We start from the raw sequence: 19,726 nt of genomic DNA, 5'->3' as shown, positions 1-19,726 counted from the left end.
TCAAAGTCAAACCTAACACAGACTGGGGAGACAACCATGCGTACTTACCGACAATTCGCCGCCGTCTATGACCGTTTGATGGAAGAAATGCCGTATTCCGAATGGATGAGCTTCGCCCGTCGATGCTGGGATAAATATGGCATACCGAAAACTGTTGTGGATCTGGGCTGCGGCACGGGCAATATGGCGATACCGCTTGCAAGGTCGGGCTTTAGCGTATTCGGAATCGACCTGTCTTCCGAAATGTTATCGGTTGCCCGCAGCAAATGGGATGAACCATCATCTCGAGGCGGGTACCGGGAAGAGCCGGGGACGATTCGTTGGCTTCAACAGGATATGCGGGATTGGGATCTTCCGGAGCCTGTGGACGCCGTTATTAGCTTCTGCGATTGCCTGAACTATTTAACCGAGCCGCAGGACGTAACGGCTACGATTCGTCAAACCTATAAAGGCTTAGCGCCGGGCGGATTATTCTTGTTTGACGTACATTCTCCTAAACAATTGGTACGTTATGCGGACGAGCAGCCATTCGTTTACGACGAGAAGGACGTTGCCTATTTATGGACCTGCGATTATGACCCGCAGCGAATGGAAATCGAGCACTCGCTTACGTTCTTCATCCAAGAAGAAGCTGTTTTGAAGAGCGGCTTCGGCGGCGGTCCGTTATATAGTCGATTCGAAGAGTCCCATGTGCAAAGAGCTTACGATCCCGATTGGATCGCCAGGCAATTAACGGAGACGGGATTCGAGCTTCTGCATTATGTCGCTGATTTCACATGGGACAAGCCGAATGCGGAATCGGAGCGTTTGTTTTACGTGGCACGTAAACCTGAAAAGTAGAAATTATCGTTTAGAGGCGTCCCTTCGCTGGGGCGCCTTTTTTGAACGCCAGAAAGTATAAAATTCGAGGGTGGCATCGCCACCTGGGCAGTTTTTTGGCCTTCGCGAAGATGCTACACTGCGATTCAAGGTGATGAGGGCAGTTTTTTGGCCTTGGTGAAGTCTCGACGTTGCAGATCAAGGTGATGAGGGCAGTTTTTTAGCCTTGGCGAAGTCTCGACGCTGCGGTTCAAGATGATGAGGGCAGTTTTTTGGCCTTGGCGAAGTCTCGACGCTGCGGTTCAAGAAGGTGAGGGCAGTTTTTTGGCCTTCGCACCAAATTACAGTGGCGGAAGGGTCGATGACGGCGTATAAGGAGGGCACATTCCTTCCCGAAAACGGTAATGCCGGTTATCTCAATGGATTTGGAGAAGTTCGCCGTATTGTTCTGGTCGCCTTCCGCGCAGTCGGCATTCCGAATGCCGAGGAACGGACGATGTTGTTTCTGGCCCGCGGGGTACTTTGCAACATTTCGACAGCGCTGGATATGCCAGAGTTGAAGGGAAGATAAGGAATGAGACAAGTTTTTAAAATTTGTAATGGATCAATCACTAATTGTGATTGACTAATCAATTACAGCGTGATATATTGTATTCAAGTTAGTGATTGATCAATTACATTTCAATATGAGGTGATTGTTATGGAAAAAGCGATTGTAGTAGGAGCAACGGGCGGTACGGGTGCTTCGGTTGTGGAGGAGTTAGTCAAGCGAGGGATACGGACGGTAGCCTTCGGGCGTTCTCGCCAGAAGCTGGAGAAACTTAAGACTAATCTTGGTCATCCGGAACATTTGGCAATTGCCGTAGGTGATGCCTTCAGTCCGAATGACATCGTTCTCGCTGCAGAAGGCGCGGACGTCCTGTTCCATTGCGCGAACGTGCCGTATCACGAGATGGTGAACAAGCTGATTCCTCTTGGCGAATCGGTGATGGAGGCTGCCGACAGGCTGAGCTTAAAGGTAGTCGCAATCGACGGCATCTACCCCTATGGAAGAAGACAGATGTCTCGGGCGACCGAGGATCATCCGAAGCAGCCGCATACGAGGAAGGGCAAAGTCAGGCTCGCTTACGAGAAAATGCTGTTCGAAGATAGGTGGAGCCGGGCTAAGGTCATGATCGTCCGCTTGCCGGATTATTACGGCCCTACCGCGAACGAAGCTTCTTATCTGGGCTCTACGCTCGAAGCGATCGCGGCCGGCAAGATGGCTTTTTACATCGGCAATATGCATGTCCCTCGGGAGTTCGTCTACTTGCCGGACGCTGCGTTCATGATTGCGGAACTCGCAAGCAGGGACGAAGCTTATGGTCAGAACTGGCATATTCCGGGCGCAGGTTTGATCTCGGGCAGAGAGATCGTCCGAATCGCCCGGCAGGCATGCGGAAGCGCCAAATCGGTCATTCCGCTCGGAAGAGTCGGGCTGTCATTGCTCGGTATGGCCGTTCCGGTAATGAAAGAGGTAGTGGAGATGCTCTATTTAACCGAAGAGCCGCTTGTTTTGAGCGGTGACAAATACGAGCGGTTAATCGGACCGGCACGGGCGACGGCCTTCGAAGAGGGAATCACGGTTACGGTTCGCGAGTTGCAAAGAAGAAACGGCTCTTTAATAAAGGTTTCAAGTAATTGATTGACCAATCACAAATTTGGAGGGGTCAGTGAATGAACCATCTAATCGTCTTTACACATCCAAGAAAAACCAGCTTCAATCGCGCGATTCTGGACGCGGTGACAGAAATTTGCCGGCAAGAAGGGGATGCGGTTGTTGTTCGGGATTTATACGACATCGGATTCCAACCCGTACTTGGCTCGAGCGAAATGCTTGGCGGAGTGGGGGAGGATGTCAGCCTGGAGCAGGCTTACGTATCGTGGGCGGATCATGTGACGTTCATCTATCCATTATGGTGGACGGGTTTGCCTGCCATGCTGAAAGGGTATATCGACCGCGTATTTTCGTACGGATTCGCCTACAAGTATGACAATGGGGTTCAAATCGGGTTGTTGAAGGGCAAGAAGGCGACACTCATCCATACGCAGAACAAATCCCAAGAAGAATATGAAGCAAGCGGTATGGGGAATGCGCTGCGTCTTACGATTGATGAAGGGATATTCGCGTATTGCGGCTTCGAAGTGACTTCTCATCTCGTATTCGACTCTATCCTGGCATCGACCTCCGAAGATAGAAAGGCTTGGCTTGCTCAGCTTTCGGAACTGATGCGCATTGATCCGGCAAAGAATGAGAAGGCGGGCTTGAACAATAGTCTCTATTTGAATTTGTAATTTATCAATCAATAATAACTATAAGGAGAGATATATCATGAGTTTCAAAGCTCAACAGTTGTCGGCATCATCGAACGTTATACCCTATCGTTGGTGGGCGCTCATCGCGCTAGCGCTTGCCCAATTCCTCGTCGTGCTGGACGCGTCCATCGTCAACATCGCGCTTCCGTCCCTAGGCGAAGAACTTCACCTGGATACGAATACGCTTAGCTGGGTGATCACGGCTTACGTATTGCCGTTCGGAGGGCTGCTGCTTCTGGGCGGGAGACTGTCCGACCGGTACGGACATCGTCGGTTGTTCATCGCCGGTGTCGCCGGATTCGCAATCGCTTCTGCGGCGGCGGGATTCGCGAGCTCGGGAGCGTGGCTTTTGACCGCAAGAGCGGTGCAGGGCGCCTCGGCAGCGCTTCTCGCCCCGGCGGCTCTCGCTCTCCTCACTAGACTGTTCACGAATCCGCAGGACAGGGCAAAGGCTCTTGGCATTTGGGGTGCGGTCGCCGGAGTAGGCAGCGCCGCGGGCGTGCTGCTGGGAGGGGTGTTGACTTCTGCATTCGGATGGTCATCGGTGTTCTTCGTAAATGTTCCCATAGGTCTATTGGTGATCGTGGCGACTCCGATTCTTATCGCCAAAGATAAGCCTGGCGAACGCGCAAGTCTGGATCTACCGGGAGCCGCTACGGTTACGGCCGGCATCGTTATGCTAGTGGCCGCTCTCTCCGAAACCGAACGAGTCGGCTGGACATCTCCGCTTACGTTGACGCTAGCTGGCGTATCCATTGTGCTGCTCTCCGCGTTCGTCATTATCGAGCGACGAGTCACGAATCCTCTCATGCCGCTGCGTGTATTTCGCAACAAGTCGGTATTAGGAGGCAATCTGGCAATGTTCCTCATCGGAGGAGCGACGACGGGACTGTTCTTCGCGCTTTCTGTCTATATGCAGCAGGTGCTTCACTATGATGCCATGAAGGCGGGGCTAACTCAGCTTCCGTTGGCGGGAGCGCTTGTCGCGATAGCGGGGGCCGTACCAGCGCTTGTCAAGAGTATTGGGACGCGACGGACGCTTGCCGCTTCATTGCTCCTGTTCGCCGCAGGAATGATCTGGTTATCTTTGGCGCCGAGCGATGCAACGTTTGCCGTTCATCTTCTTGGACCTAGTATCGCGATCGGAATCGGGCTGGGAGGAGCCTTCGTCGCCGGGACGGAATTGACGGTCCACGGGGTGGACGACAGCGAAGCGGGGATGGCCAGCGGTCTGGTTAATACGAGCCAGCAAATCGGAGGAGCAATCGGTCTTGCCGTATTGGCGACCTTATCGTCAACCAGAGCAAGAGATTTATTGGGTAAAGGAATGCCTGAGCCGCAAGCGCTGACGGGTGGCTTCGCATGGGTGTTCCTAGGGGCGGCCGCCTTCGCCGTCATAGGGGCGATTATCGTCCTCACGGTTGTACGGTCTTCAAAATCACGAATCGTGATCAATGAATCAATATCAAAACAGGAAAGAGGCTGATCGTTCATGGCGAAGAAAAGAGGCTTTAAACGTCTGATCTACTTAGGCGCCCCGCTGCTGCTTTTGCTCCTGATCGGCGTGACGATTAGCGTTTATTTCTGGCAAATGCGGCTTCAGAAACCGACGGAGATCAATATGGCCCACCATCAGCATAGCTCGGACGCCGTCTCGGAAGCGGGAATGCATGATCATTCCTCGACAAGCGTTTCCTGCGAGACGATCGTAGCCAAAGAGACTTAGGGGCCGACCCGCAAGTTCGATCTGACGGCCGCACGGACGGTTCTGCAACTGGACAATGGAAAAACAGTCGATGCGTGGACCTTCAACGGCTCTTCTCCGGGTCCGGAGCTTCGTGTTACGGAAGGCGACCTTGTCGTCGTTACGCTCCACAACAAAGACATCGAGGACGGCGTTACGGTGCATTGGCACGGGATCAACGTTCCTTGCTCGCAGGATGGCATTGCGGGGGTGACGCAGGATGCCGTACAACCCGGGGAACAGTTTACGTACACATTTGTCGCATCGGCTCCAGGCACTTATTGGTACCATTCCCATCAGATGAGCTCGATTCAAGCGAAGAAGGGGCTTCTAGGCTCCATTATCGTTGAACCTCGGGAACCATCCGCTCCGCTCTCCTCTGCGACGGATGTATCCGCGCTCTATCAGCGGATGGATTCCACCGTGCTGTTGAACGGCAGCGCTAAGGGACTGAACGTGCCGGGTAAAGCAGGCGAACAAGTGAGGCTGAGGTTAACTAACGGAGACAACGAAACGATGAACTTTTCGGTCGACGGGGCTCCTTTCCAAGTTATCGCGATGGACGGCCACGATCTGCATGAACCAGGCCTCTTGGACGGCGATATGATTCCGGTAGGAGCCGGCCAACGCTTTGATCTTCTTATCCGGCTTCCCGAATCGAGCAAGGTCGTCGTAAGGAGCGAATCGGCCAAGAGCCTGCCGATTATGCTTGGCAGCGGCAACGAACCGGAGCGGACTGAAGGCGGAAAGATGTTCTCGTTCATCGATTACGGCACCCCGCTGAAGGACGATCCGCTCCGCATGCTCAAGCCTGACCGAAACATCGAGCTGAGGCTTGGTCAATCCCTTTTCGTCAAAACGATCAATGGCCGTTCGTTCCACGAGATCCCTCCCATAACCGCGAAGGAAGGAGAGCGTTTGCTCATTTCCATCGCTAATGATGGAGGCGGCGATCATCCGTTCCACCTTCACGGCCATACGTTCCGCGTGCTCAGCAAAAACGGCATTCCATTAAAGGGCAGTCCCGTCTTTCTAGACACTCTTCTGACGAAGAAGGACGAAATCTACGAGGTGTACCTAGTGGCCGACAATCCGGGCTTATGGATGGCGCACTGCCACAATCTTGGGCACGCCTCGATGGGGATGAGCATGATGCTGAACTATGAGGGAATCACGACTCCGTATCGGGTGGGAACCAAGTCGGGTAACCTTCCCGATCTATGAAAGCGATAATTAAAAATTAACCTAGGAGTGATCACGGTGAAAAAAGCAATGGTTGTAAGAGCGGGCAAAGGTGTTGGAAGTGCGCTTATCAAGAATTTAATCGGGGCAGGCGTCGATGTCGTAGCCTACTCCGGGTCGCGACGCAAGTTATCGGCATTGGAGGCAGCCTTCGCGCATTCCCTTCATTTGCATACGGTGCTAGGGGACGTCCGGGATCAAGGCGATCTGCTTGCTGCCGCATCAGAGGGGGTCGACGTTATCTTTTGCGGCATCTATCTGACCTATGATGAGAATCCGGATAAGGTTAGGCAGATGCTCGAAGCCGTCGAGAAAGTCTCGGCGAAGACTGACGCCAAAGTCGTTATTATTGAAGGGATCTTTCGTCCCGCCGGCGAAAATGAGCAGGCGTTGCATCCAGATGCGCGGTACATGCGCCTTATAAGTCCTGAATTGTACGGGGCAAACGTTTCAAATACGATCATTCATTATTCGCTCAAAAAAATCGCGCAAGGGAAAACGGTCAAGTTGATGGCGAACCCGGCAATCAGAAGAAATTATGTATATGTGGCCGATGCAGTCCACGACGCAGTGGCGCTTGCCTCTCAGGATTCCTCCTTCGGAAATACATGGCGTCTGCGCGGAGGACCGGCCATTACAGCGGAGGAGTTCATCGGAATCGCCGGTTCGGTCGTTCACGCCATTCCTCGCATCGAAAAAATTAGCGGTTGGAAGTGGAGAATGCTTCAATGGTATGAGCCGAGAGCGAAGGAGATTCTGGACCGCTACGATCGAGGCGGCGGCAGCCAGGAATTCGGACTTGAGTACGCCGAAAGCAGTGCGGCGACCTCCTACGAAGCGGGCATTGCCGCAACTATAGCGGGCATGTTGGAGAAGGAACGTCAGAAGAAGACACGTATGAGGCTGTCCCAAAAGTCATAGCAAAGCTTACAACAAGGCATTTGAGCTTACTGGACGGGAATGCCTAATGCCCTGAACCATGTGCCGTCTTGCTTGACATCATTTGCGAATATTGGCTATAATCATTGCATACTTTGGCTGTGATATGGAGCAGTAACCGTTATGCGTTACCCAGAGAGCCGGCGGATGGTGCAAGCCGGTTAACGTAGACGATGAACTCGCCATGGAGCCTCCGAGCTGAGCGACTTGCCGGTAAATGGCGATTCGACAGGCTTGGCGTTCACCTCTCGTTACGAGGCACAAGTGGGCGGACATCCAAGCAGGATAGCCGTCAACTAGGGTGGTACCACGGGAAATAATCCTCTCGTCCCTAGCGACAACGCTAGGGGCGGGAGTTTTTTGTTTTACGATGAGATTTAATCATAAGGAGAGTTTAACGACATGTCGCAGGAAAACGGGCAAGGCTATCAACCGCTTAAGATCGAACCGAAGTGGCAGCAATATTGGGATAAGCACGAGACATTTCGCACGACCGAGGAAGCGGGCAAACCTAAGTTTTACGCGCTGGATATGTTTCCCTACCCGTCCGGGGCAGGATTGCACGTGGGTCACCCGGAAGGCTATACGGCAACGGATATCGTAAGCCGCTACAAGCGTATGAAAGGCTATAACGTCCTGCACCCGATGGGCTGGGACGCATTCGGATTGCCGGCCGAGCAGTATGCGCTTCAAACGGGGCGTCATCCACGGGAGATCACGGTAGAGAATATCGATAATTTTCGTCGCCAGATTAAATCACTCGGCTTCTCTTATGATTGGGATCGGGAAATCAGCACGACGGATCCGGATTATTACAAGTGGACGCAGTGGATTTTCATCCAATTGTATAAGAAAGGTCTTGCTTACGTCGCCGAAGTTCCGGTTAACTGGTGTCCGGCGCTCGGAACGGTATTGGCGAACGAGGAAGTTATCGACGGCTTGAGCGAGCGCGGAGGACATCCGGTCATTCGCAAGCCGATGCGCCAATGGATGCTTAAGATTACGGAATATGCGGAAAGATTGCTTGAGGATTTAGAAGAGCTGGATTGGTCGGAGAGCATTAAGGATATGCAGCGCAATTGGATCGGCAAGTCCACTGGCGCTGAGGTTGAGTTTCTTATTGAGGGGCATGCGGCGGCACTGACGGTGTTCACGACACGTCCGGATACTTTGTTCGGAGCGACTTATTGCGTTCTGGCACCGGAGCATGAGTTGGTTGGTGCAATCGCTTCGGCAGAACAAAAGGCGGCAGTTGAAGCTTATGTCGATCAGGCAGCTCGTAAGAGCGATCTGGAGCGTACCGATCTGGCGAAGGATAAAAGCGGCGTGTTCACGGGAGCTTACGCGGTTAATCCGGTGAATGGAAGCAAAGTGCCGATCTGGATCGCCGATTACGTACTTGGCGGATACGGTACGGGGGCTATTATGGCCGTTCCGGGGCATGACGAGCGGGACTGGGAGTTTGCTAAAAAGTTTGAGTTGCCGATTATAGAAGTTGTTTCAGGCGGAGATGTCGAGGCGGCTGCATATACGGGCGATGGAAAGCTCGTTAATTCCGGTTTCCTGAACGGTTTGGAGACGGCAGAGGCGATTGCCGCCATGATCTCCCGTTTGGAGAACGAAGGCAAAGGAAAAGGCAAAGTCACTTACCGTTTACGCGATTGGCTGTTCAGCCGTCAACGTTATTGGGGCGAGCCGATCCCGGTACTGCACTATGAGGATGGCACGATGGACACGGTTCCTGAAGAAGAACTCCCGTTGTTGCTGCCTAACGTCGATGCCATCCAACCTTCGGGAACGGGCGAATCCCCGCTGGCCAACGTGACGGACTGGGTTAACGTAATCGACCCTCGCAATGGTCGCCCTGCGCGTCGCGAGACGAATACGATGCCGCAATGGGCAGGCAGTTGTTGGTATTATTTGCGCTTTATCGATCCGCATAACGCGGATGAGATTTGCTCTCCGGAGAAGCAGCGCGATTGGCTGCCGGTCGATCTGTACATTGGCGGCGCGGAGCATGCGGTTCTTCACTTGCTATATGCGCGTTTCTGGCACAAGGTGCTCTACGATATCGGTGTCGTGAATACGAAAGAGCCGTTTCACAAGCTTGTTAACCAAGGCATGATTTTGGGCATGAACAACGAGAAAATGTCCAAATCCCGCGGAAACGTCATTAACCCGGATGATATCGTCAACGAGTTCGGTGCCGATACGCTTCGCGTATACGAGATGTTCATGGGGCCTTTGGAGGCGACAAAGCCATGGAATACGAACGGAGTGGAAGGCGTCTACCGTTTCCTCTCCCGCGTATGGCGTTTGTTCGTCGATGATAACGGCAATCTGAACGGCAAAATCCAAGACGTTGCGGGCGATGAAGCTTTCCGTCGGACTTGGCATAAGAGCCTGAAGAAGGTCGGCGAGGATTACGAGGCTTTGCGGTTTAATACCGCGATCAGCCAGATGATGATCTTCGTCAACGAGGCGTACAAGACGGAAACGTTGCCTAAGCAAGCGTTGGTACATTTCGTGCAGATGCTTTCTCCGATTGCGCCGCATATTGCCGAAGAGCTTTGGGAGAAGCTTGGATTTGAAGGCTCGGTCTCGTATGTCGCTTGGCCGCAATACGATGTATCGCTCACGATTGATTCTGAGGTCGAGATCGTCGTACAAGTAAGCGGCAAGATTGCCGACCGTCTGAACATTCCCGCCGATCTCGATGAAGCGGGCATGGAAGCGCTGGCGCTCGAATCCGAGAAGGTGAAGGAACTAATCGCAGGCAAAACGATCCGCAAGATCATCGCGGTCAAGGGTAAGCTCGTCAATATTGTTGCGAACTGACATATCCATTTCCGACTCGCTCGATTATCGCTTTTCCAATATGCATGCGAATTGCGCGTGAAGCACACGCCGTTTATCCCTATTTTCGGGGATAGATGGCGTTTTGTTTTTAAACAGTGGTTGCGCGGTAAATTGGTTTTTACATTACATTTTCCGGGAAGGTATTGGAATGTTCGAAGTGGAGTACGAGAGGAGCCAAGTGTATATCGATGTATACTATGAGCCGCTCGCGATCGCTTTCGAATGCGAAGGTTTTGTCGTCCATGCGGAGAAAATTACTATTTGGTTGCTGGGAGTAGCTGGGGAGTGTCGCAGTTCGACTTAGTCAAACTAACGGTCTACAAGCACATGCGAAAAAGCGATACAAAGCGGAGAACCGCTTTGCATCGCCTAAGTTCGTTCTCTGGGGAACAAGGAGGAATCTACCCTGTCTAAGTCTTCCGCAAACTTCTCGTGGGTTGTATAGAGCACTTGCAGGAAAGCGCCGCGGGTTGTTTTACGCAAAACTTCCAAAGCGGCTGCCGTTATACCGCCTGGTACCGATACTTTGGCTTGCAGTTCGCTCGGTGAACATGGTAGTTCTAGCATAAGCCGTGCGGTTCCCAGCATCATTTCACATGCTAGCGCAGTTGCCGTCTCGCGTTCCATGCCTGTGGACATCGTTGCGGCTTCGATAAATTGCTCCAGCATATAGGCTAGGAATGCAGGGCCGCAGCTAGATAGGTCGGAGGCCACACGCACCTCTTCCTCTAATATTTCTATAGGCCTGCTTATACAGGAGAACAATTCCCACAATGCGGCTTGGTCATCTTTCGTCAATCGCGCTCCCCACATGAATAAAGATGCGCCGCTTCCTACGGCGTTCACGACGCTAGGGATGATTTTGGCGACTTTGCACGGAAGCATTTCCTCCAGAGATGAGATTTTAACGGGGCTAGTAATGGAAATAACGATTTGCCCGGGAGTCAGCGCATGCGATATTTCATCGAGCACCCTGCGGAAATCGAGCGGCTTAATGCACAAAAACAAATAATCCGCACCGATCGCCGCTTGTTTGTTTGATGCGGCAATCTGCAGTCCGGGATATTGTTCAGCCAACTCTGCCAATTTGGAAGGCGTTCTGGAGCTAACCATGATGTTGTCCGGCTGCATTGCGCCAGTGCGTATGAACGCTCCTATCAACATGCTCCCCATGCTGCCAGCACCAATGAAGCCGATCTTCATCTTCTGTCCCTCCCAAGGAAACCCATCTATTTTCCATTGTATGAGCAAGGGTTTGGCCGACATGACGTTTTATTTTGCGCAGGAATTGAGTTAGGAGGGTTAATAATGGCAAAGGGAAGTTTACTAAAAACAAACAAAATAATCGTGACAGGAATGATGCTCACGGGGGGATTGCTTCTTGCTTACGCGTTATTTCATAGTTCGAAGGATGCATCGATTCCAGGTTGGGTGTCGGTAAACGAACCTCTGAAAGCAACAATTGAAAATTTGCAAAACACGCAAGAGTCCAATTCATCGCAAACACCGCGAGCATCAGCAAACTCTTTATCGGACCTACAAGGAGGCGAACTAAAGGGGGACAAGGTTGAAGGAGATGCGGTGAAAGGGAACGCGTACGAAGCAAAAGGAAGTGAAGTTCAAGGTGAAGCTGCAAAGGGAGGCACGGTTGAAGGAAAAGAGGCAACAGGAGAGGGGGCAAATGGTAAAAATGTCGATTCTCACGAAGAGGGATCGGCTGGCAATACACCCACCAAACCGGACATTGAATCCGATCATTCCACGTTACTTGATCTGAATCAAGCAACGCAATCCGATCTGGACAATCTGCCTGGCATTGGTCCTTCCAAAGCGAAAGCCATCATCGCATACCGGGAGAAGCTTAATGGATTTCGAAACGTGGAGCAGTTGCTTGAGGTGAAAGGAATCGGGCCCAAAGTACTGGAGCGAATATCCTCAAAAATACGTATTTCCGCCACGAAATGAAGATGATAAACGGCTTGGCTTTATCATTGGTTGCAAATATGAGAAAATGATAGAGAATTCATTTATTTACCTATTGGGAGGTTACTTGGAATGAGTAAAGAGCCATCGTATTCACTGGAAACACTAGCTGTTCATGCTGGACAACAGATTGATCCCACTACAATGTCGCGTGCGGTACCGATCTATCAGACGACTTCTTACGGATTTCGCGATACTGAACATGCCGCCAACTTGTTCGCGCTTAAAGAGTTCGGCAATATTTATACGCGTATCATGAATCCGACTTCCGACGTTTTCGAACAACGTGTAGCTGCCTTAGAAGGCGGTGCCGCTGCTCTTGCAGTTGCATCCGGCCAAGCGGCTATTACGTACTCCATTCTTAACATTGCCGGTACCGGGGATGAAATCGTCTCTGCGGCAAGCTTGTACGGCGGTACGTATAACCTGTTCTCGACGACTTTGCCTAAGCTTGGAGTAACGGTTAAGTTCGTCGATCCATCCAATCCGGAAAACTTCCGCGGAGCTATTACGCCGAAAACGAAGGCCATCTTCGCGGAAACGATCGGTAATCCGAGAGGAGATATCCTCGATATCGCCGCAGTTGCCGCCATCGCGCATGAAAACGGAATCCCGCTTATCATCGACAGCACTTTTGCGACTCCGTTGTTATGCCGTCCATTGGATCATGGCGCAGACATTGTCCTTCACTCGGCAACAAAATTTATCGGCGGCCACGGCACATCAATCGGCGGAATCGTTGTAGATGGCGGCAAGTTCGACTGGAAAGCAAGCGGCAAATTCCCCGGCTTGACCGAACCGGATCCAAGCTATCATGGCGTCGTATACACGGATGCCGTTGGACCGGTTGCTTATATTATCAAAATGCGTGTACAATTGCTTCGTGATATGGGGGCAGCGTTAGCTCCGTTTAATTCCTTCATGTTCTTGCAAGGGTTGGAAACCCTTCACCTGCGCATGGAGCGCCATAGCAGCAACGCAATAGCCGTGGCGAAGTTCCTGGAATCCCACCCTGCAGTGGAATGGGTCAACTATGCGGGCTTGGAAAGCCATCCTTCCTACAAGCTTGGACAGCGTTACTTGCCTAATGGCCAAGGCGCGATCTTGACTTTCGGTATTAAGGGCGGAGTCGAAGCCGGCAAAAAAGTTATAAACGCCGTAAAACTGTTCTCCCATCTGGCGAACGTAGGAGATTCGAAGTCGCTGATCATTCATCCGGCGAGCACGACTCACCAGCAGCTTAGCGAGTCGGAGCAAATCGCCGCGGGCGTTCAACCGGGTATGATTCGTCTTTCGGTGGGAACCGAAGGCATCAAGGATATTATTAATGACTTGGATCAAGCATTGGCAGCTAGCCAGAAGTAAAGGGCAAAGCAAGCCGAAGCGGAGGTTGTGGTTATGACGTCCCTGCGCAAAGACTGGGATACGTATTTTATGGATATCGCCTTTATGGTTTCGACCCGCTCCCGCTGCCCCCGACGTCATGTGGGCACGGTGCTCGTACAAGGGAAGAAGCTGCTCGGAACAGCATATAACGGCGCTCCGATGGGAGTGCAGGATTGTTCCGAGGCTGGTTGCATGATCGTTGAGGAGTACGAGCCAGCCCCAACGGGCTCCGCCACTAACGAAATGATCAAAAAGCAGCGCTGCATACGTACGATACATGCGGAGCAGAATTTGCTTTTGTTCACGGATCGTGTCGATCGGGAAGGTTCGGTTGTTTATGTAACGGATCAGCCATGCTGGACTTGCGCGAACATGCTGGCGAATAGCGGTATCGCGGAAATCGTTTATTACCGGCCCTATCCGAAGGATCATGGCAAAGTAGCCGCGTTGATGAGTCAAAGAGGCTTGCTCTTCCGGCAATTAACGAATTACGTTCCTCCCGCGGACACTGAAGTGCAGGACGGATCATAGCTAGAAGAGGAAGAACCTCTTCACCGGATTATATCGGTGGAGAGGTTCTTTCTTTGTTGTAAGAAAGGAGGCTGATCATGAACGGAAGGCCGCTTGTCGCAATCACGTGCTGTTGGATAATCGGAGTATCTATTTTGTCATTGTGTCAGGGATTAGACGCAGTGTTAGCGTTAGGTGCGCTGCTGCTTTTGCTTACCGGATTGGGTCTATACGGGCAAATAAACCTGAAATTATTAATCATGTGCTGTCTAGCGCTTATGCTGGCAAGCGGAGAGCGATATTGGGTCGAACATCGCAATACATCGGATCTCGCTATAACGGAAGCGACAGAAGGGGCGGAAGCCGTATTATCCGGGACAATTGCTTCTATTATTGAAGTAGATGGGGATTTGGTTACGTTTCGATTAAAGGCAAAGACTATTCGGCTCGCCTCACCGGCATCGGAACAGAAGATGAGCGACACCGTCATGATCAGAATCAAGCTGAGTAAACAATCGGAGCAAACATTGGCTTCCAAATGGAAAAGAGAAGATGCAATTACGGTTAAAGGGATTATGGAACTTCCGGGAGATGCAGGCAACTTCGGCGCTTTCGATTATCGGAACTACTTAAAGAAGCAGGGAATCCATTGGCAGCTTACCGCGAAAGGAACCCATTCCGTTAACTATTCGAAGGGTGAAACCCCGTTAATTGGAAAACCGCTTAGAGCTCTGGATGATTTGCGGAATGCGATAGGGGGCTTGATGGACCGACTATTCCCCCATGGAGATGCCGGTTATATGAAAGGATTGGTAGTCGGCATACGCTCTGATCTCAATCCAGAGCAATTCGATGATTTCGCTAGGCTCGGATTAACCCATGTGCTCGCTATTTCCGGACTTCACGTGGGAGTGGTCGTTTTTTTATTGCTGCAAACGGGGGCTTGGCTGAGGTTGACCCGGGAACGCACATTGGATCTAACGATTGCGATGATGCCGCTTTATATGATGATCACGGGCGCTTCTCCATCGGCCGTTCGTGCGTGTTTGATGGCCATGCTCGCACTATGGTTAGCCCGCCGTCATGCCTTGAAGGACGGGCTACATCTGTTGCTCTCGGCAGCGCTGCTTATGCTAATATGGAATCCGTCCCTTGTCGAGGATGTCAGCTTCCAGCTATCCTTTATCGTAACGGCGGGATTAATCCTGTTTGTCCCGACCGTGACGGAGTCGCTGCCCATTCCTTGGAAGTGGTTAAGAGCACCCTTGGCGGTTACCTTGACGGCTCAGGTCGTTTCTTTTCCGCTCACCATCTATTATTTTCATGCCGCACACTTGTTATCGCTGCCCGCTAACTTCTTCCTCGTGCCGTTCATTAGCTTTATCGTCATGCCCCTCGGAATGGCGTCTATTGTTTTAGGCGCTTTGTGGTTTCCGATGGGGATCATTCCTGCGAAGCTAGCTACGATGGGCAATCAGCTAACCTTCCATTTAGTCGAATGGTTGAACGGCTTCAGCAGGCTAAGAACGGTTTGGCCTCAACCCTCTTTGTTATGGGTTGTTACCGCTTATTTTCTCATGGGCATAGGGGTTGTCTTGTTAAAAAGAAGGCTAGCGGTCAAACAGGAGCGGGAGTGGTGGTCACAACAAGCAGCGGATGAAGGGATTTTGACAAATCCGGAGGATGACCGGACAGCGCCGTTAGCGTTCGAGTATCGTCAACCGAGTCGCAATCAACTCAAATCGACCATTTATAAAGTTGGAATCGCTGCGCTTTATTTAGTCTGGATCGTATGGGGCTATCAACCAGCATGGCTTGATCATAGTGCGACAATCTCATTTATTAATGTCGGTCAAGGAGACAGTATTCTGATCCGCACCGGGGAAGGCAAACACATACTGATTGACACCGGCGGGACAGTCAGCTTCCATAAACCGGGCGAGGAATGGCGCGCGCGGAGCGACCCTTATGAGGTTGGACGCAAATTGCTCGTTCCCCTGCTGCTTAAGCGCGGAATAAGAGAGCTTGATGCGCTGGTGCTTACGCACTTGGATGCCGATCATATCGGAGGAGCCCAGGCGGTTATCGAAAATATTCCTATTCGTTCTATGCTATTTAACGGAACGATGAAGGACTCGCCTGCACCCGCGAAACTATTTCAATTGGCGTTGGACCATAACATTCCCTGTTATTCCGTCCATACGGATATGGAATGGAAAGTAGACGCGACCACCAGTCTTCATGCGCTTTATCCAAGGGCAGAACTAACCGACTCAGGGAATACGATAAAAATATGGAAAGAGCAAAATGAACGAAGCATTGTGTTGCTAATATCCGTTTATGGACGAAGCTTCCTATTGCCTGGTGACCTGGAGGCCGAGGGTGAACGGGAAGTCGTCGCAGCCGAGGACAAGACTGGGAATAAGCATCAACGGATCGATGTGTTAAAGGCAGGGCATCACGGCAGCAAAACTTCTACTACCCAAGAGTGGTTGAACTATTGGCAGCCGGTTGAAACTGTCATTTCCGTCGGACGAAACAATAGCTACGGGCATCCCCATCCAACCGTCCTAGCGCGGCTTAATGCTTCGGGCAGCCAAATATTTCGAACGGATCGGGATGGAGAAATTCAATATCGAATCCATCCGGACGGAACAATGAAAAGAAGAATGGTGCGCTAGGGGTGAAAAAACAACCGCCGATTTAGAAAATCGACGGTTGTGGGATTAATTCTCAGGAACGTAACGGATATTGGCAATGACGGCGAGGAGCTGAGGACGTACCTGCTTCGTATCGGTGGTATTGTAACGGATAGCGATATAGGTTCGATGATCCGCATCGGCTTCTAACAGGAAATAGTCGTAGCGGATGGTTTGGTTATCTCCCCAAAATTCCGTGCCGACATACTCCTCATAAGCGCTGAGATCTTTTTCTAAACGCAAGGAAGGCAACGTCGATTCATCGGCTCCCCTTAGTTGGATAATTCCTTTGCCGTCCGTGGTCTTGTATTCATAACCGTCCTCGAATTTGACAGTCTTGACCGAGGCTGGCAAGTACAGGCCAAAGCTCTCGAGGGGATCCTTGAACCAAGTTGCGTCTACAGCGGAGCCGTTTACTTGCAACTGAATGGTTGATGTCCCCTCATAAACGCTGCGGCTGAATAGCTTATCCTTCCCGCTTTCGGTTGGCGCGGGCGTCTGGGTTTCAAGGTTAGAAGACGATGGGGGTGATGCGGTTAAAGGCGTATAATCATTTATCCATCTAGGAACGACAACCAGCAATATTGCGGCACAAATGACGATGGCGGCTGCGGTAACCGTCCATACGGCACGATTCCTTCTAACAGGCTGTTTTTCTTGAATGCGACGACTCACTTCCAACTTCATCTCCTCCGTAAATAATGGCTTATCGAAAGCGTCCTTGGCTTTGCCGTACCAATCCGGTTTAGGATCGTTCATTGTTCCACCCCTTTAACCGATTTTCTACTTCCTTACGGGCGCGGTGAAGCCTTGACTTAACTGTGCCCTCCGGCAAATTAAGCAGTTGAGCCGTTTCTTGTACGGATAAGTCATGTTCTAAATCCAAGACGAGCACCTCGCGCAACTTGCCCGACAGTTGTAGGATGATGCTCCAAACTTCGGCCGCGGATTGTTTGTTCAGGTAAGCCGCTTCCGCAGACTCGCTCGATTGTTTTAATTTGACATTGCCAAACAGCATAATTCTCCTGAAGTAACTAGAAGACAAATAGTTTAATGAAATATTTCTCGTGATGGCGAGCAACCAGGTTTTAACGGAAGACTGACCTCTGAAAGTATGGATACTATAATGTGCTTTAATAAAAACCTCCTGAGCGATATCTTTGGCTTGTTCTCTGTCCTTGGTTAGAATATAAGCATATTTCCACACGTCGTCCCCATATTGATCCATTAAGATTGCAAGCTCCGAGACGACTACGGAATCGACATGCTTGAGATATTCGGTACCCATGAGTTCACCTCCAACCTATTAGACAGCGCGAAATACGGTTCGGTTCCGTATATCCAACATAAAACATTATGAGTTTTAGAACATTTTTGCTAGACTAAAGTGAGAAAGAAAAAATTTGCCGTAAATTCCCTCGGGGGGATTGCAACCTTTATTCGGACACTGACGTCTGAGAGGGTGCAGGGGAGGAGGATCTTCTGTGGTGGAGCCGGCTCTGATCAAAGCCGCACAAGCGGGCGACCGGGAAGCTCTCGTTGCGCTACTCCGCGAAATTGAGCATCAAGTATATCGCACTGCTTATTATTTGTTAAATAACGAGCAAGATGCTTTGGACGCTTCTCAGGATGCGCTCATCCGTATTTATACGAAAATCGATTCCTACGAGGAAAAAGCTCAGTTTCGCACTTGGGTGCAGCGGATCGTAACGAACATATGCATTGATAAATTTCGGCGCAAAAAACCCTCTGTTTCCATCGACGAGCATGATATGGTTTTTCAAGCAGGGGATAATGTAGAAACCGAGGTTCTTTCCGCATACGCTGCGGAGGAAATACGCGAAGCGATCGGCAAGCTGCCGGAGCATCATCGTACCGTAGTCGTGCTCCGTTATTTGCAGGATTTCTCGTACAATGAAATCGCCGATTCGTTGAATTTACCGCTAAATACCGTTAAATCGTACTTATTTCGAGCCCGGCAACAATTACAAACTCTTCTTCATGACTATCAGAAAGGTGGTGTCCGGGGATGATTTGCCAAGAGGTGATGGAACTCATGCAGCGTTACATTGACGGCGATTTGGATCAACAAGAAACGTCGCTCATGATGGATCATGCTGGTCAATGCCCGGATTGCGCCGCCATGTTAGTTAGACTGCAAAAATTATCCAGCGAACTGGAACAGCTGCCGCGGGTAGTACCTAAATTCAGCCTTGTAGATGCCATACTTCCCGAATTGGAACGCCTTCATGCGGCTGATTCGGCAGGCGGATCACGCGGCAGCGAGGAACAATCCGATGCGATGCATGGAAGCTCGCGCTCGAATCGCCCGTCTCGTTATCTATACCGCAAAATATCGGGCGTAGTAGCAGCGGGTGTTATCGTTGGATTGCTGCTCTTCGGCAATCCAAGCCAATGGTCGCTTACCGGAGGAAGCAGCAACAAAGATGCTTCTGCCCTGGACACGCAATCTGCTCCCGCTGCTTCGGAGCAACGCGCAATGAAATTTAACGCGATGATGGATTCAAACGCAGAGACGCCTGAATCATCGCAAGCTCCGGTGCCGAGCTCCAAGCTAAGCGATCAAATTTCGGAGCAAACTACGGATAATTCTGCGGACAAATCAATGAAATTTACGGGACCGATATCAAGGTCATCAGCTGACTCTCAGAATGAAGCTGTCGTACCTAAAGTTGATAATAAACAACAGGTTACGGCTACGAGCGGCGGCCAAGAAAGTGGTAAATCATCAGCGGAAAACCCTGAAGCAATAAGTCCCAGCGAACCTCCGATGTCTCTCAACGCGATTCCGGCTGCGGTATCCTTATCGACGGACGGCAAGTGGAGAGCAATCGCAGTGGAAGGTGCGGGAACCTATCAGGTGTACAACACCGCCGACGAAAGCGAATTATTTCATTCCGAAGTTCGGGAAGGCAAAATAAGTTTCCTGAACTGGAACGAAGAGAACACGATTTTATACTTTACGCTAACGGATGCCGATGGCCATCAAACGCAATGGCAATTCGATACGGTTAATGTAAAAGAAACGACGCGTTAACTTCATCGTCACCTTTTGCGGCAATGTGCGTATAGTGTATAGATGGAGTTGGCGTTCGTCCTTCGGACGGCGTCGCGGTCGTTCGCGCACGGCACCATGGGCCGGCCGGCGAACGTTGATATAGATGTCCGA

The 19,726-nt window shown here is 51.1% G+C and carries 18 protein-coding genes, 1 pseudogene and 1 other annotated feature; of the genes and pseudogenes, 16 read left to right on the top strand and 3 right to left on the bottom strand.

What is annotated here, in order from left to right; translation table 11 throughout:
* Positions 1–36: 36 nt before the first annotated feature.
* The 10 genes and pseudogenes from K7P76_RS14630 to K7P76_RS14585 all read left to right on the top strand — a co-directional run bounded on the left by K7P76_RS14630 (position 37) and on the right by K7P76_RS14585 (position 10,262).
* Positions 37–840 (top strand): class I SAM-dependent DNA methyltransferase, encoded by an 804-nt coding sequence (locus K7P76_RS14630; RefSeq protein ID WP_232186049.1) that lies wholly within the window; start codon positions 37–39, stop codon positions 838–840.
* Positions 841–1,240: 400 nt separating this feature from the next.
* Positions 1,241–1,390: pseudogene (locus tag K7P76_RS14625) on the top strand (TetR/AcrR family transcriptional regulator); the annotation flags it as partial.
* Between the two features lie 129 nt (positions 1,391–1,519).
* Positions 1,520–2,503 carry an SDR family NAD(P)-dependent oxidoreductase gene (locus K7P76_RS14620; protein WP_232186048.1) on the top strand — a complete coding sequence of 328 codons (984 nt, stop codon included), beginning with the start codon at positions 1,520–1,522 and terminating at the stop codon, positions 2,501–2,503.
* 32 nt (positions 2,504–2,535) lie between these two features.
* A complete protein-coding gene (locus K7P76_RS14615) occupies positions 2,536–3,153 on the top strand; it encodes an NAD(P)H-dependent oxidoreductase (RefSeq protein ID WP_232186047.1) in 618 nt (205 codons plus the stop codon).
* Positions 3,154–3,190: 37 nt separating this feature from the next.
* Positions 3,191–4,660, top strand: coding sequence for an MFS transporter (locus K7P76_RS14610; protein WP_232186046.1), 1,470 nt, complete (start codon positions 3,191–3,193; stop codon positions 4,658–4,660).
* A gap of 6 nt (positions 4,661–4,666) precedes the next feature.
* Entirely contained in the window at positions 4,667–4,900 is a 234-nt protein-coding gene (locus K7P76_RS14605) for a hypothetical protein (RefSeq protein ID WP_232186045.1), read from the top strand.
* A 21-nt stretch (positions 4,901–4,921) separates the two neighbouring features.
* Entirely contained in the window at positions 4,922–6,142 is a 1,221-nt protein-coding gene (locus tag K7P76_RS14600; protein ID WP_309244770.1) for a multicopper oxidase family protein, read from the top strand.
* Positions 6,143–6,178: 36 nt separating this feature from the next.
* Positions 6,179–7,081, top strand: coding sequence for a Rossmann-fold NAD(P)-binding domain-containing protein (locus K7P76_RS14595; RefSeq protein ID WP_232186044.1), 903 nt, complete (start codon positions 6,179–6,181; stop codon positions 7,079–7,081).
* A 110-nt stretch (positions 7,082–7,191) separates the two neighbouring features.
* Positions 7,192–7,435: a binding site (T-box leader), on the top strand.
* Between the two features lie 66 nt (positions 7,436–7,501).
* A complete protein-coding gene (gene leuS / locus K7P76_RS14590) occupies positions 7,502–9,937 on the top strand; it encodes a leucine--tRNA ligase (protein WP_232186043.1) in 2,436 nt (811 codons plus the stop codon).
* A 169-nt stretch (positions 9,938–10,106) separates the two neighbouring features.
* Positions 10,107–10,262, top strand: coding sequence for a hypothetical protein (locus K7P76_RS14585; RefSeq protein ID WP_232186042.1), 156 nt, complete (start codon positions 10,107–10,109; stop codon positions 10,260–10,262).
* A 65-nt stretch (positions 10,263–10,327) separates the two neighbouring features.
* Here K7P76_RS14585 and comER read toward each other — a convergent pair whose 3' ends face one another.
* Entirely contained in the window at positions 10,328–11,161 is an 834-nt protein-coding gene (gene comER / locus K7P76_RS14580; RefSeq protein WP_232186041.1) for a late competence protein ComER, read from the bottom strand.
* A gap of 105 nt (positions 11,162–11,266) precedes the next feature.
* On the opposite strand from comER, the gene K7P76_RS14575 reads away from it, so the two are divergent.
* The 4 genes from K7P76_RS14575 to K7P76_RS14560 all read left to right on the top strand — a co-directional run bounded on the left by K7P76_RS14575 (position 11,267) and on the right by K7P76_RS14560 (position 16,518).
* A complete protein-coding gene (locus tag K7P76_RS14575; RefSeq protein ID WP_232186040.1) occupies positions 11,267–11,923 on the top strand; it encodes a ComEA family DNA-binding protein in 657 nt (218 codons plus the stop codon).
* Positions 11,924–12,013: 90 nt separating this feature from the next.
* Positions 12,014–13,306 (top strand): homocysteine synthase, encoded by a 1,293-nt coding sequence (locus tag K7P76_RS14570; protein WP_232186039.1) that lies wholly within the window; start codon positions 12,014–12,016, stop codon positions 13,304–13,306.
* A 33-nt stretch (positions 13,307–13,339) separates the two neighbouring features.
* Entirely contained in the window at positions 13,340–13,858 is a 519-nt protein-coding gene (locus K7P76_RS14565; RefSeq protein ID WP_232186038.1) for a deoxycytidylate deaminase, read from the top strand.
* A gap of 77 nt (positions 13,859–13,935) precedes the next feature.
* The gene (locus K7P76_RS14560; protein WP_232186037.1) at positions 13,936–16,518 is read left to right on the top strand and encodes a DNA internalization-related competence protein ComEC/Rec2; all 2,583 of its coding nucleotides are present in this window, start codon (positions 13,936–13,938) and stop codon (positions 16,516–16,518) included.
* Positions 16,519–16,563: 45 nt separating this feature from the next.
* Here K7P76_RS14560 and K7P76_RS14555 read toward each other — a convergent pair whose 3' ends face one another.
* Both K7P76_RS14555 and K7P76_RS14550 read right to left on the bottom strand, forming a co-directional pair.
* Positions 16,564–17,295 carry a hypothetical protein gene (locus K7P76_RS14555; RefSeq protein ID WP_232186036.1) on the bottom strand — a complete coding sequence of 244 codons (732 nt, stop codon included), beginning with the start codon at positions 17,293–17,295 and terminating at the stop codon, positions 16,564–16,566.
* Positions 17,282–17,824: an RNA polymerase sigma factor gene (locus tag K7P76_RS14550; RefSeq protein ID WP_232186035.1), complete on the bottom strand. Its 543-nt coding sequence runs from the start codon at positions 17,822–17,824 to the stop codon at positions 17,282–17,284. Before K7P76_RS14550 ends, K7P76_RS14555 begins: the two co-directional genes overlap by 14 nt.
* 196 nt (positions 17,825–18,020) lie before the next feature.
* Here K7P76_RS14550 and K7P76_RS14545 point away from each other — a divergent pair, with 196 nt between their 5' ends.
* Together K7P76_RS14545 and K7P76_RS14540 are read left to right on the top strand one after the other, a co-directional pair.
* Positions 18,021–18,569: an RNA polymerase sigma factor gene (locus K7P76_RS14545; RefSeq protein WP_232186034.1), complete on the top strand. Its 549-nt coding sequence runs from the start codon at positions 18,021–18,023 to the stop codon at positions 18,567–18,569.
* Positions 18,566–19,594, top strand: coding sequence for an anti-sigma factor family protein (locus tag K7P76_RS14540; protein WP_232186033.1), 1,029 nt, complete (start codon positions 18,566–18,568; stop codon positions 19,592–19,594). The genes K7P76_RS14545 and K7P76_RS14540 overlap by 4 nt, the downstream gene beginning before the upstream one ends.
* The last annotated feature ends 132 nt before the right edge of the window (positions 19,595–19,726 follow it).

It is taken from the genome of Cohnella silvisoli (genome assembly GCF_021190915.1).
Classification (GTDB): Bacteria; Bacillota; Bacilli; order Paenibacillales; family Paenibacillaceae; genus Cohnella; species Cohnella silvisoli.
This window is presented reverse-complemented; position numbering and strand designations above follow the sequence as displayed.